Origin of the sequence: Streptomyces sp. NPDC006450, from assembly GCF_040612195.1 — a bacterium.
Classification (GTDB): Bacteria; Actinomycetota; Actinomycetes; order Streptomycetales; family Streptomycetaceae; genus Streptomyces.
In genome coordinates, this window is the sequence record NZ_JBEXPT010000155.1 from 1 (window position 1) to 12,693 (window position 12,693).

Annotated in this window: 9 protein-coding genes; 3 read left to right on the top strand and 6 right to left on the bottom strand. The window is 73.7% G+C overall.

The window, feature by feature from the left end; translation table 11 throughout:
• Positions 1 to 538 precede the first annotated feature (538 nt).
• The 3 genes from ABZY57_RS29520 to ABZY57_RS29530 all read right to left on the bottom strand — a co-directional run bounded on the left by ABZY57_RS29520 (position 539) and on the right by ABZY57_RS29530 (position 5,856).
• Positions 539 to 2,974 (bottom strand): ABC transporter permease, encoded by a 2,436-nt coding sequence (locus ABZY57_RS29520; RefSeq protein ID WP_356517082.1) that lies wholly within the window; start codon positions 2,972 to 2,974, stop codon positions 539 to 541.
• Positions 2,974 to 3,885: an ABC transporter ATP-binding protein gene (locus ABZY57_RS29525; protein ID WP_356517084.1), complete on the bottom strand. Its 912-nt coding sequence runs from the start codon at positions 3,883 to 3,885 to the stop codon at positions 2,974 to 2,976. Before ABZY57_RS29525 ends, ABZY57_RS29520 begins: the two co-directional genes overlap by 1 nt.
• Before the next feature lie 825 nt (positions 3,886 to 4,710).
• Positions 4,711 to 5,856 (bottom strand): PP2C family protein-serine/threonine phosphatase, encoded by a 1,146-nt coding sequence (locus ABZY57_RS29530; protein ID WP_356517086.1) that lies wholly within the window; start codon positions 5,854 to 5,856, stop codon positions 4,711 to 4,713.
• 116 nt (positions 5,857 to 5,972) lie between these two features.
• On the opposite strand from ABZY57_RS29530, the gene ABZY57_RS29535 reads away from it, so the two are divergent.
• Positions 5,973 to 7,208, top strand: coding sequence for a GNAT family N-acetyltransferase (locus ABZY57_RS29535; RefSeq protein WP_356517088.1), 1,236 nt, complete (start codon positions 5,973 to 5,975; stop codon positions 7,206 to 7,208).
• Between the two features lie 72 nt (positions 7,209 to 7,280).
• On the opposite strand, the gene ABZY57_RS29540 is transcribed toward ABZY57_RS29535, so the two are convergent.
• A complete protein-coding gene (locus tag ABZY57_RS29540; RefSeq protein ID WP_356517090.1) occupies positions 7,281 to 8,087 on the bottom strand; it encodes a DNA-formamidopyrimidine glycosylase family protein in 807 nt (268 codons plus the stop codon).
• A 67-nt stretch (positions 8,088 to 8,154) separates the two neighbouring features.
• On the bottom strand, positions 8,155 to 8,640 hold the full coding sequence (locus ABZY57_RS29545; protein WP_356517092.1) for a ribose-5-phosphate isomerase: 486 nt from the start codon (positions 8,638 to 8,640) through the stop codon (positions 8,155 to 8,157).
• 220 nt (positions 8,641 to 8,860) lie between these two features.
• Between ABZY57_RS29545 and ABZY57_RS29550 the strand changes: the two genes are divergently transcribed.
• A complete protein-coding gene (locus tag ABZY57_RS29550; protein ID WP_356517094.1) occupies positions 8,861 to 10,300 on the top strand; it encodes an amino acid permease in 1,440 nt (479 codons plus the stop codon).
• 81 nt (positions 10,301 to 10,381) lie between these two features.
• On the opposite strand, the gene ABZY57_RS29555 is transcribed toward ABZY57_RS29550, so the two are convergent.
• Positions 10,382 to 10,963, bottom strand: a complete 582-nt coding sequence (locus tag ABZY57_RS29555) for a biotin transporter BioY (protein ID WP_356517096.1) — start codon at positions 10,961 to 10,963, stop codon at positions 10,382 to 10,384.
• Between the two features lie 284 nt (positions 10,964 to 11,247).
• Between ABZY57_RS29555 and ABZY57_RS29560 the strand changes: the two genes are divergently transcribed.
• On the top strand, positions 11,248 to 12,645 hold the full coding sequence (locus ABZY57_RS29560) for an amino acid permease (protein ID WP_356517098.1): 1,398 nt from the start codon (positions 11,248 to 11,250) through the stop codon (positions 12,643 to 12,645).
• Positions 12,646 to 12,693 lie beyond the last annotated feature (48 nt).

Below are 12,693 nucleotides of genomic sequence, written 5' to 3' on the forward strand. Positions count from 1 at the left end.
GGTGGGTGGGTGGGTGGGTGGGGTGCGCGGCACCACCGTGCCGGGCGTGCGGGTACGCGGCGCCGCCGTGCCCGTCGTGTCGCTGCCTGGGCCGGGCGGGCGGGCGGGCGGGAGCAGGTGACCGACGGCCCCTCGGGTGTGGGCGGCCCTGCGGGGCCGGGCCCCTACCCGCCCTTCCACCGTTCCCCGGGCTCCGCCCGGACCCCGGTCCTCAAGCGCCGGACGGGCTGGGAAGGGCTCCCGGGCTGCGCCGGACCCCCTAGGGCTGCGCCCGGACCCCTCAGGGCCCCAGCCCGGAGCCCCCAGGACCCAGCCCGGAACCCGAGGGCCCAGCCCGGAAGCCCAGGCCCAGCCGGCCTCCAAGGCCCAGCCCGGAAGCCCAGGCCCAGCAGGCCCCCAGGGCCCAGCCCGGGACCCCAGGCCCAGCCGGCCCCCAGGGCCCAGTACGGAACCCGGGGGCTCGGCTGAGCCCCCGGGGGCCAGCCCGGGACCCCGGGCTCGGGCGGGGCCCCGGGGGGCTTCGCGGCGGGGCTCGGGCTTACGTGGGGGTGGGGCTGGTACGGCCGAGGTGTAGGACGCGGCGGGCCGGGAGGGCCGTGGCGGCCAGGGTCAGGGTGATGGCGGCCGCCACGAAGGAGCCGTAGAGGAGGGGCGGGACGTACGGGGCGGTGCCGGTCATCGCCTTGGTGAGGGGAGTCAGGGTGGCCAGGGCGATCGCCGAGCCGAGGGCGATGCCCGTGCCGCTGACCAGGAGGGCTTCCCAGTAGAGCATCCGCAGGACCTGGCGGCGGGTGGAGCCGATCAGGCGGAGCATGCGGAGCTCGCGCCGGCGGTCCAGGACGGTCATGACCAGGGTGTTGGCGGCGGCGACGGCCGCGAAGCCGCCGAGGACGGACGCCATCGTGGTGTTGGCCCAGGCGTTGAGCTCCCGGTCCACGCTCTGCGCGGAGGTCCAGTCGGCGGCGGACAGTACCGGGCCGAGGCCTTCGGGGGCCGGGCCGCGGACCAGGAGTTCCGTGGGGCGGCCGGCGGTGGTGTGGCCCGCCAGGTCGGCGGCGGGGAGGGTGACCTCGCCGAGGCCGAGGCCACGGGTGTAGACGGCCACGATCTCGGGGGTGACGGGGGCCCCGTCGGGCAGTCGCAAGCCGATCCGGTCGCCGGTCCCGGTGTGGGTGGCCTCGGCCAGGGTGCGGTCGATGGCGACCGTGCCGGGGGCGAGCCGGGAGAGGTCCCCCGAACGGACGCCCAGGTCCTCGACCTTGGCGAGGTCCCCGGTGACGCCCTGCGCGGAGGCGGTGTGGAAGGTCCGGTCGCCGCCGGAGCCGACGACGGTGAGGACGGAGGTACGGGTGAGGGCGACGGCCCCGTCCGCGACCGCCCGGTCGACGGACGCCCGGTCTGCGGACAGCCGGTCCGCGCCCGCGTGCGGGTCGGCCCCGGCGAGGGGCACGACGTGGTCGGCCAGCAGTCCGGCCTCCTGCTGCTGCCGTACGGCCCGGTCCTCGCTGGTGTGGAGGAAGACCAGGGTGGAGGAGAAGGCCATGGCGAGCACGATCGGGGTGATGGCGGAGGCGAGACGGCGGGCGTGCGTACGGGAGTTGGCGGCGGCCAGCTCACCGGACGCGCCGCCCGCACGCAGCGGGAGCCCGAAGACGGTGGCGCAGGCGCGGGCGATCAGCGGGCCGAGCAGGGCGACGGCGAGCATGAAGAGCATGACGACGCCGAGGGCCGCGTTGGCGGCGTCCGGGCCGCTGCTCGTGGCGGCCAGGCTCGCGCAGGCGGCGCCGCCGGCCAGGGCGGCGAGGCCGAGCGGGGTACGGATCCACCCGGGCCGCAGCCGTTCCACGGCGGCCGCGGCGAGGGCCCGGCCGGGGCGGATGCGGGCGGGGCGGCGGGAGGCGGCCCAGCCGGCGATCAGGGCGGCGGCCAGTCCGAGGCCGACCGCACTGACCAGGGGGATCCAGGAGACGACGAGGTCGACCGCGGCCGGGACGGCGCCCTTGGCCTTGAGCTGCCCGAACCACCAGGACGCCAGCGCGATGCCGGGTACGCAGCCCAGTACACCCGCGACCGGAGCGACGAGCAGGGCTTCGGTGGCGACCGTACGGCGGATCTGGCGCGGGGTGGCTCCGACGGCGCGCAGCAGGGCGAACTCGCGGGAGCGCTGCGCGACGGAGAGGGCGACGGTGCCCGCGGCGGTGAAGACGGCGACGAGCGTGGCGATCCCGCCGAAGGAGCCGCCGAGGCCGGTCAGCACCTCCTGGGCCCCCGTGAGCCGTGCGTCGAGGGCGCGGGCGTCTCCGGTCAGCACCTGGGCGCGGCCGTCGACGGCGGCCCGGGCCTGCGCCGCGTCGGCGCCGAACAGCACGATGGCGTCGAGCCCGTCGGGGTGTCCGGACAGGATGCGCGCCTCGGTGTCGGCGAACCAGGCTCCGGCCCGGTCGGCGCGCCCCACGACGCGGAACTCCCGGGCTCCGGCGGGGGTGTCGAGCGTGACGCGGTCCGGGCCGTCGGCCCCGCCCAGGACGACTTCGCCCGGGCCGGCCGGGGCGCGGCCCGCGCGGAGCTCCATAGGGCTGAAGGCGGTGGAGCCCCAGCCGGAGGCGTCGAGCGCGCGGCCGGCTCCGTCCCGTACGGGGAACACCACGTCGGGCACCGCCCGCCCCAGCGGGGCCAGTCGCTCCAGCAGGGCGGCGTCCACGCGCGCCCGGTCGGGGAGCTGCGCGGCGACCTCGTAGGCGCCGTCGCCGCGGCCCATCTGCAGGCGGGCCTGCTGATCGGCGGCGACGACGACGGGGGCTTGGGCGTACCGCGTCGGCGGGGTGCTCGCGCGGGCCCCGGTCTCCAGCAGGATTCCGCAGGCGGAGACGATGGCGACGGCCAGGAACAGGGAGACGAAGGTGCCGGCGAAGGCGGCGGGCCGGAACCGGAGCACGGCGCGGGCCAGGCCGTTGGAACGGGGCAGGCGCGGCATCAGGCGGCCGCCCCTGCCCCGGCGTACCGGGGAGCGGACATGGCGGCGGGCGCGGCGGGCGCCGTCAGTGCCGTCATGCGGGCGGCGATCGTGGCGGCGGAGCTGCGCGGGAGCCGGTCGGCGATGAGGCCGTCGGCGAGGAAGAGCACCTGGTCGGCGTGGGCGGCGGCGGCCGGGTCGTGCGTGACCATCACGACGGTGGCTCCGAGGGTGTCCACGGCGCTGCGGAGCAGCCCGAGGACCTCGGTGGCGGTGGTGGTGTCGAGGGCGCCGGTGGGCTCGTCGGCGAAGACCACGTCGGGGCGGGTGACCAGGGCGCGGGCGATGGCCACGCGCTGCTGCTGGCCGCCGGAGAGTTCGGCGGGGCGGCGGCGGCCCTTGCCCTCCAGGCCGACGCGGGCGAGCAGGTCGGCGGCGCGGGCCTGGCCCTGGGAGGCGGTGCGGCCGCCGGCGAGGCGCATGGGGAGCAGGACGTTCTGCTCGACGGTGAGGGAGGGGAGGAGGTTGAAGGCCTGGAAGACGAAGCCGAGGCGGGTGCGGCGGAGCTGGGTGAGCTCGTTCTCGTTCATGCCGGTGATCTCGGTGCCGCCGAGGCGGACGGAGCCCTCGGTGGGGAGGTCCAGCCCGGCGGCGCACTGGAGGAAGGTGGACTTCCCGGAGCCGGAGGGGCCCATCACTGCCGTGAAGCTGCCGCGGGGGAGGCTGAGGTCGATGCCGCGGAGGGCGTGTACGGCGGTGTTGCCGCGGCCGTACCGGCGGCGGACCGCGCGGAGCTCGACTGCGGCGGCGGGTTCGTGGGCCTGCCCGGTCTGCGCCGAGTGCCCGGTCTGCTGCGGTCCGCCCGTGTGCTCCGGTCCGCCCGTGTGCTCCGTCCGCTGCTCGGCCTGCCGTTTGCTGCGCCGGAGCCCCATGGTGTGCCGCCTTCCGTGCCGGTCGACCACCCGGTGGTGATCGTGTCTCCGACGCTACGGAGGGCGGTGGGGTGGCGACCATGGCGGGAGCTGGCGGACGCGTGGTGGGGTAAACCCGACCCTCGGGGCGGGGGGCGGCGGGTCGCCCCGGTGGCTGACGTGCCGCTGGGTCGGCCCTGCGGGGCTGGGTCCCCCACCCGCCCTTCCTCCGTTCCCCGGGCGCTGCCCGGAGCCTGGTCCTCAAGCGCCGGACGGGCTGGGAAGGGCTCCCGGGCTGCGCCCGGACCCGCCGGGGCTGCGCCCGGACCCCGCACCCCGAACGCCGGCGGCGCCGGATGTGGCCGGCTGCGGCCTGCACGCGCGCGCAGCCAGTCCTGTGCCCCGGCGGGGATGGATGCGGCCGGCCCCCGCCTGGACGCGGCGCACCCTGCGACCCGGGGGCTGGGTGGGGGGCGTCAGCCTGCGCATGGGCAACGCGGGTGCGACCCGGCAGGCCGGGAGTGCCGCAGGGCGGTCTCAGCCACGCCGCGACCCTGCAGCCCGGCCGGGGGGCGCTCCCGGCAGCGGGTCCGGGGCGCAGCCCCGGGGAACGGGCGAAGCGTGGGTAGGGGAGGACCTCGCCCCGCAGGGCCCACCCGGGCGCCCCCGCCCACCGGGCCCCGCTCCACAGGGAGGTGGCGGCAGCGCCGACCGGGCCCCGCCGGACGGAGTCCCCCCACAGCCGTGCGGGGGACGCGGCATGGAAGGGGTCGAGCGCAGCGGCACGGAGCCCGCGCTGCCGTGCGGGGGGACGCGGCAAGGGAAGGGGCCCGCGCAGGCGGCGCGTTAAAAGGGTGCGCGGCGGATCAGGAGGAGGGCCCTGTCGTCGTTGACGTCCTTGGCGACCTTTTCGATGAGGTGCCAGGTCGCGCCCTCCCAGCCGGCGGCGACGTAGCGGTCGGCTTCGCCGGTGAGGCGGTCGATGCCCTCGCTGATGTCACGGTCGGCCGTTTCGACCAGGCCGTCGGTGAAGAGCATCAGGACGTCGCCGGGGCGGAGGTTGCCGGGGGCGGCGGTGAACTCGGCGCCGTCGTAGACGCCGAGGAGCGGGCCCTCGCCGGTCATCTCCTTCCAGCGGCCGGTGCCGGCGGAGCGTTGGAGGGCGGGCAGGTGGCCGGCGGAGAGGAGTTCGTAGTCGCCGGTCTCCAGGTCCAGGACGAGGTGGATGGAGGTGGCGAAGCCCTCGTCCCAGTCCTGGCGGAGCAGGTAGCCGTTGGCGGCGGGCAGGAATCCGTGGGGAGGAAGCGCTCCCAGGAGGCCGCCGAAGGCACCCGAGAGGAGGAGGGCGCGGGAGCCCGCTTCCATGCCCTTCCCGGAGACGTCGGTGAGGACGATCTCCAGGGTGCGACCGCCGTTCGTGCGGGCGGCGACGACGAAGTCGCCGGAGAAGGACTGTCCGCCGGCCGGGCGCAGGGCCATCTCACGGTGCCAGCCGCGCGGCAGGGTGGGCAGCTTGCTCTGGACCCGGATGCGTTCGCGCAGGTCGAAGAGCATGGTGCCGCCGCGCCGCCAGGGCACGCCGACGCGGCTGCGGAACTGGGCGATGACCAGGCCGAAGAAGCCGCAGGCCGCGACGACGAGGACGGTGCCGGGGGTGACCCGCGCCGGGCCCTGGGTGTACGGGCCGAGGACGAGGGCTTCGACGATGAGCGCGGCCGCGGAGGCGGCGTACAGGGCGAGCAGGCTGGCGGGGCGCAGCAGCAGGCCGCCGGCGACGATCGGCAGGACGAGCGCGGCGGGCGAGAACCACACGGGCAGCATGAGCGTGCCGCAGGCGATGGCCGGGATGGTCAGGATCAGGCCGCCGAAGGCCAGCCAGTCGGAGGCGTCGCCGCGGAAGTAGTCGACGGCGGATTTGCGCAGCGCGGTGCGCGCCCGGTGCCACATCATGCGGGTCCGGGCCAGGAGGGACTCCACGTGTGCTCCGGCCATTGCTTCGGGACCCTATCCATCCTGGCTGTGCGCGCGCAGGGGTACCCCCAGAGATGGGTCCATCGGCGACCGAAAAGAGATCGACCGGGACGGATTGCCCTGATAGGGATGGCCGTATGCCTCTTGAGACGCGCGTATTGCAGGCCGATGAGTGGGATGTCTGGTACGACCAGCTGGAACTGGCGTTCGGCGGGGTGCCGGAGTCCGTGGAGGAACGGGAGCTCTACCGGTCGCTGACGGAGACGGAGCGGTCCCTCGGCGTCTGGGACGACGGGACCTGTGTCGGCACGGCCGGGGCCTTCTCCTTCCGGCTCTCCGTGCCGGGCGGGGCGCTCGTCCCCGCCGCCGGGGTCACGATGGTGGGCGTCGCCCCCACGCACCGCAGGCGGGGTGTGCTGACCTCGCTGATGCGCCGCCAATTGGACGAGGTCCGGGCGGGTGGTGAACCGATCGCCGTGCTGACGGCCTCGGATCCGGCGATCTACGGGCGCTTCGGTTACGGCACCGCCGCGTACTCGATGTCCGTGGAGATCGACACGACCCGCGTGCGGCTCTCGGTGCCGCCCGGGACCGACGACATACGGATGCGGCTGGTCGATCCGCGCAAGGCCCTGGCCGACTGCGAGCGGGTCTACGCGGCGCTGGTCGCGGGTCGTCCCGGGATGCCGGCCCGGCAGCCGGGCTGGGAGCTGCAGGCGCTGATGGACCCGGAGTCGGAGCGGGGCGGGGCGTCCCCGCTGAAGTGCGTGGTCGCCGAGCGGGCGGACGGCGAGGTGGCCGGGTACGCCCGCTACCGGGTCAAGCCCGAGTGGGACCTGACCGGCTCGGACGGCCGGGTGGAGGTGGCGGACCTCGACGCGCTCGATCCGGCGGCCTACGCGGCGCTGTGGCGCTACGTGTGCTCCATCGACCTGACCTGGACGGTACGGGCCGTCAAGCGGCCGGCCGACGATGCGCTGCTGCACCTGGTCACCGACGTCCGCCGGACGCAGGTGCGGCTGCGCGACTCGATGCACGTACGGCTCGTGGATCTGCCGGCGGCGCTGGCCGCGCGGGCCTACGGGGCTCCGCTGGACGTGGTGCTGGAGGTGGAGGACGCCTTCTGTCCGTGGAACGCGGGGCGCTGGCGGCTGGCCGTCGGCGCGGACGGGGCCGCGGTCTGTACCCGGACGGAGGACCCGGCCGACCTGGAGCTGGCGGTACGGGAGCTGGGCGCGGCCTACCTGGGCGGGGTCACCCTGAACTCGCTGGCCGCGGCAGGCCTGGTGCGCGAGGTGCGGGCGGGCGCGCTGGCCCGTACCTCGCGCGCCTTCGCGGGAGACGTCGCCCCCTGGCTGCCGCACGGGTTCTAGCCCGGGCGCGCGGCTAGGGCCTGTCGTCGAACTCCCGCCTACCGTGCGACGCCGGGAGTGTGACGACGGGCCCTAGCGGACCTGGCACCCCGGGCACCAGAAGAGGTTGCGGGCGGCGAGACCGGCGGTGCGGATCTCGCCCCCGCAGATGTGGCAGGGCATGGCGGCCCTGCGGTAGACGTACACCTCGCCGCCGTGGTCGTCCACCCTCGGCGGGCGGCCCATGGCCTCGGGCAGGTGCTCGTCGCGGACGGTGTCGATGCGGTTGTTGCGCACGCCTTCGCGCATGAGGAGCACCAGGTCGGCCCAGATCGCGTCCCATTCGCCGCGGGTGAGGTCCTTGCCCGGGCGGTAGGGGTCGATGCCGTGGCGGAAGAGGACCTCGGCGCGGTAGACGTTGCCGACGCCCGAGACGACCTTCTGGTCCATGAGCAGGGCGGCGACGGTGGTGCGGGAGCGGGAGATCCGGGCCCAGGCGCGGTCGGGGTCGTCGGAGGGGCGCAGCGGGTCCGGGCCGAGCCGGTCGTGTATCGCCTTCTTCTCGCCCTCGCCGATGAGTGCGCATGCGGTGGGGCCGCGCAGGTCGGCGTAGTGGTCGTCGTTCAGCAGCCGGAGGCGGACCGTTTCCGTGGCGGGCGGGGCCGGGGCGGTGCCGAAGCCGAGCTTCCCGAAGAGGCCGAGGTGGATGTGGATCCAGGCGTCGCCGAGTTCGAGGAACAGGTGCTTGCCGTGCGCCTCGGCGGATTCCAGTTCGCGGCCGTCGAGCAGGGCGGCGCTCTCGGCGAACCGGCCCTGCGGACTGCTCACCCGGACCGGGCGGGCGGCGAAGCGCTCGGTGTGGTCCTCGGCGAGGCGGTGGATCGTATGCCCCTCGGGCACGGCGGAACTCCTCGTGGAACGAAAACAGCCGTGCCACCCCTCAGGGGCGGCACGGCCGGAAGCGGGATCAGCCCTGCGGGTGGTGGGCCGGGATCGGGGGGAGCTCGCCGGTGGTCTCGTAGGCGGAGAGCATGTCGATCCGGCGGGTGTGGCGCTCCTCGTCGGAGTACGGCGTCTTCAGGAACGCGTCGATGAAGCTGACGACCTCGTCCTGGGTGTGCATCCGGCCGCCGACGGAGATGACGTTGGCGTTGTTGTGCTCACGGCCGAGCTCGGCGGTCTGGACGCTCCACGCGAGGATGGCGCGGATGCCCTTCACCTTGTTCGCGGCGATCTGCTCGCCGTTGCCGGAGCCGCCGATCACGATGCCGAAGCTGCCGGCGTCCGCGGCGGTCTTCTCCGCGGCGCGCAGGCAGAACGGCGGGTAGTCGTCCACCGCGTCGTAGATGTGGGGCCCGCAGTCGACGGGCTCGTGGCCGTTGTTCTTGAGCCAGTCCACCAGGTGGTTCTTGAGCTCAAAGCCGGCATGGTCGGATCCGAGGTACACGCGCATGGTCCGAGTGTGGCACGAGCCGGGCCGGGGACCCGCCGCGGGGTGTCGCGTAAGTCACTTCTAAAGCTCAAGTAAACCCAAAGAACGCAGATGGGACACCGCGGGACCAAGGTCCTGGACGTTCGCCCCGATGCAACGATCCGGATTGGGGTCTTCCGCCCTGCGTTCATCTCGGGTTTGAATGCCGGGGCTCGCCACCCGAGAACCTAAGGATCCGTCCATGAGCTCCACGACGACCCTTCAGAAGGAAGGCGCCCCCACCGGCAATCCCGGTGACGGCCAGCCCTCCGACGGTCTGAAAGCCGGTCTCAAGAACCGCCACCTGTCCATGATCGCCATCGGCGGTGTCATCGGCGCAGGACTCTTCGTCGGCTCCGGCGGCGGTATCGCCAAGGCCGGTCCCGCCATCCTGCTGTCCTACGCGCTGGTCGGCGTGATGGTCGTCTTCGTCATGCGGATGCTGGGCGAGATGGCCGCCGCCAGCCCGAACTCCGGCTCCTTCTCCGCGTACGCCGACCGGGCGCTCGGCCGCTGGGCGGGCTTCTCCATCGGCTGGCTGTACTGGTTCTTCTGGGTCGTCGTCCTGGCCGTGGAGGCCACCGCCGGCGCGGTCATCCTCGAAAGCTGGATCCCGGCCGTCCCGCAGTGGGCCTGGGCGCTGATCGTGATGGCCGTGCTGACGGTCACCAACCTCGGCTCGGTCGCCTCGTACGGCGAGTTCGAGTTCTGGTTCGCCGGCATCAAGGTGGTCGCCATCGGCGGCTTCGTGATCATCGGCATGCTGGCCGTCTTCGGCGTGCTGCCGGGCTCGGACAACCCGGGTGCGGGCTTCGCCCACCTCACCGACACGGGCGGCTTCATGCCGAACGGCTGGGGCTCGGTCCTCACCGGTGTGCTGATGGTCGTCTTCTCCTTCATGGGCAGCGAGATCGTCACGCTGGCCGCCGGCGAGTCCGAGGACCCGCGGCGCGCGGTCACCAAGGCCACCAACTCGGTGATCTGGCGCATCGGCGTCTTCTACCTGGGCTCGATCTTCATCGTGCTGACCCTCCTGCCGTGGAACGACGCCTCGATCGTGGAGAAGGGCTCGTACGTCGCCGCCCTGGACTCGATCGGCATCGCGCACGCCGGCCAGATCATGAACGTGATCGTCCTGACGGCCGTCCTGTCCTGCCTGAACTCGGGCCTGTACACCGCCTCCCGCATGGCCTTCTCGCTGGGCGAGCGCGGTGACGCCCCGAAGGCCTTCGCCAAGGTGAACAAGAAGGGCGTCCCGACGGCCGCGATCCTGGGCTCGGTCGTCTTCGGCTTCGCCGCCGTCTACTTCAACTACGCCTTCAAGGACACGGTCTTCAGCTTCCTGCTGAACGCCTCGGGCGCGATCGCGCTGTTCGTGTGGCTGGTCATCTGCCTGACCCAGCTCCGGATGCGCGGGATCCTCATGCGCGAGGCCCCGGAGAAGGTGACGGTGAAGATGTGGTTCTTCCCGTACCTGACCTGGGCCACCGCCGCGATGATCACCTTCGTCCTCGGCTACATGGTCTACGACAAGGACAACCGCGAGACCGTCCTGCTGTCGCTGCTGGTCGCGGCCGTGGTGATCGCGCTCGGCGTGGCACGCCAGCTCCGCCGCAAGGCCGCCCTGAAGGCCTCCGCGTAGCTCCTGCGAGAACGACGGCAGCCCCGGACCGCGCAGTGCGGTCCGGGGCTGCCGTGTGGAGCGGGGGGGGGGTACGAGCGCTCACGCGCGGCCGAGGAGCTTCCAGGCGGTCGGCAGCAGGCCCATCGCCAGCGCCGCCTTGAGGGCGTCGCCGATCAGGAAGGGCGTCAGCCCGGCCGCGACGGCCGCGCCGAAGGACATCCCGGCGGACAGCGCGAGGTAGGGGACGCCGACGGCGTAGATGACCGCGGAGCCCAGCACCATCGTGCCCGCCGTACGCAGCACCGAGCGGTCCGCGCCGCGCCGCGCGAGGGCGCCCACGACGGTGGCGGCGAGCAGCATGCCGAGGACGTAGCCGAAGGAGGCGCCGCCCGCGCCGGAGCTGCCGCCCGCGAACCACGGCACACCGGCCGTGCCGGCCAGCGCGTAGAGGGCCAGCGCGAGGAAGCCGCGGCGGGCACCGAAGGCGGTTCCGACCAGGAGCGCCGCGAAGGTCTGGCCGGTGACGGGGACCGGGGAGCCGGGGACGGGCACGGCGATCTGCGCCGCCAGACCGGTGAGCGCGGCTCCGCCGGCCACCAGCGCGATGTCGCGGACGCGGCTCGCGGGCAGCAGGTCGGCGAGGACGGCGCCGGGCCGGAAGGAGACGGAAGCAGTGCTCATCGGGGACTCCGCGGGAGGTGGGGTCGACAGGGACGATCACCGACGTTAGTCCCGGTCCCGGGGCCGCATCAGGGTCGCCCGGGACAAAGCCGTACTCCCTGGTTTGGTGGGGAGTACACAAAGACCCCGCCCCACGCCCGAGGTGCAGTGATCCGCATCACGAGCAATGAACGTCAACACGTCCGTTTTGCGCGGATGGGCGCTCTCCGGAGAGACTGTAGGGTCCCTCCAACTGTCGCGGAGCCCCCACCGCCGCCAGGCCTTAGAGAGTACGAGCACCCCTCATGCGCGACCTCCCGTCCGCCCCTCCCGGCACCACGGACGAGCTCCCACCCGAGCCCCTGAGCCACAGCCTCAAACAGCGCCACCTGACCATGCTGGGCCTCGGCGGCGTGATCGGCGCCGGGCTGTTCGTCGGCTCCGGCGCCGGCATCACCATCGCCGGTCCCGCGATCATCTGCTCGTACCTGCTCGCGGGCATCCTCGCGATGCTCGTGATGCGGGCGCTCGGCGAGATGTCGGCCGCGATGCCCGCCTCCGGCTCGTTCTCCGTCTACGCGGAGAAGGCGCTCGGCCGCTGGGCCGGCTTCTCGGCCGGCTGGCTCTATTGGTTCCTGCTGGTCGTCGTGCTGGCCGTGGAGGCCACGGCCGCGGCGAAGATCGCGAACGGCTGGCTGCCCTCGGTCGACCAGTGGGTCTGGGTGCTCCTGTTCATGGTGGTCTTCACCGTGAGCAACCTGGCCGCGGTGCGGAACTTCGGCGAGTTCGAGTTCTGGTTCGCGGCGCTCAAGGTCGGCGCGATCGTGCTGTTCCTGATCCTCGGCACCCTGGCCGTCTTCGGCTTCCTCCCCGACACGGATCCGGTCGGCATGGCCAATCTGACCGGCCAGGGCGGCTTCTTCCCGAACGGCGCGGGCGGTGTGGTCGCCGGCATGCTGGCCGTCGTGTTCGCCTTCGGCGGCCTGGAGGTCGTCACCATCGCGGCCGCCGAGTCGGACGATCCGGCCAGGTCCGTGTCCCGGGCGGTGCGCAGCGCCGTGTGGCGCATCCTCTTCTTCTACGTCGGCTCGATGCTGGTCATCGTGACCCTGCTGCCGTGGAACTCGCTGACGCCGGGCCAGAGCCCGTACGTGGCCGTCCTCGACTCGATCGGCATCGCGCACGCGGGCCAGATCATGGACGTCGTGATCTTCGTGGCCCTGCTGTCGGCGCTCAACGCGAACCTGTACGGGTCCTCGCGCATGGTGTTCTCGCTGGCGGAGCGGGGCGAGGCGCCGAAGTCCCTGCTGAAGGTGTCGGCCGGCGGGGTGCCGCGCCGGGCGGTCTTCGCGTCGGTGGCCTTCGGCTTCTTCTCGGTGGTGCTGAACCTGCTGTGGCCGGACACCATCTTCCTCTACATGCTCAACGCGGTCGGCGCGGTGCTGATCTTCGTGTGGGCCCTGATCGCGGTCTCGCAGCTGAAGCTGCGCGCGAAGATCGAGCGGGACATGCCGGAGCGGCTGACGCTGCCGATGTGGCTGTTCCCGTACGCGACGTGGGCGGCGCTGATCGGGATGGCCACGGTGCTGGTGCTGATGCTGTTCGACGACTCGGCGCGGCCTCAGTTGCTGTGGTCCTCGGGGGCCGCGGCCGCGGTGCTGCTGGTGGCGTGGATCAGGGAGCTGCGCGGCGCGAAGGCCTGACCTCCCGTCCGGTCCCCGCGAAGGCCCCCGCGCACACCGCGCGGGGGC

What these genes read in the sequence shown, in the direction of transcription:
- ABZY57_RS29520 (WP_356517082.1), bottom strand. Translation starts at nt 2,974, where the DNA reads ATGCCGCGCCTGCCCCGTTCCAACGGCCTGGCCCGCGCCGTGCTCCGG.
- ABZY57_RS29525 (WP_356517084.1), bottom strand. Translation starts at nt 3,885, where the DNA reads ATGGGGCTCCGGCGCAGCAAACGGCAGGCCGAGCAGCGGACGGAGCAC.
- ABZY57_RS29530 (WP_356517086.1), bottom strand. Translation starts at nt 5,856, where the DNA reads ATGGCCGGAGCACACGTGGAGTCCCTCCTGGCCCGGACCCGCATGATG.
- ABZY57_RS29535 (WP_356517088.1), top strand. Translation starts at nt 5,973, where the DNA reads ATGCCTCTTGAGACGCGCGTATTGCAGGCCGATGAGTGGGATGTCTGG.
- ABZY57_RS29545 (WP_356517092.1), bottom strand. Translation starts at nt 8,640, where the DNA reads ATGCGCGTGTACCTCGGATCCGACCATGCCGGCTTTGAGCTCAAGAAC.
- ABZY57_RS29550 (WP_356517094.1), top strand. Translation starts at nt 8,861, where the DNA reads ATGAGCTCCACGACGACCCTTCAGAAGGAAGGCGCCCCCACCGGCAAT.
- ABZY57_RS29555 (WP_356517096.1), bottom strand. Translation starts at nt 10,963, where the DNA reads ATGAGCACTGCTTCCGTCTCCTTCCGGCCCGGCGCCGTCCTCGCCGAC.
- ABZY57_RS29560 (WP_356517098.1), top strand. Translation starts at nt 11,248, where the DNA reads ATGCGCGACCTCCCGTCCGCCCCTCCCGGCACCACGGACGAGCTCCCA.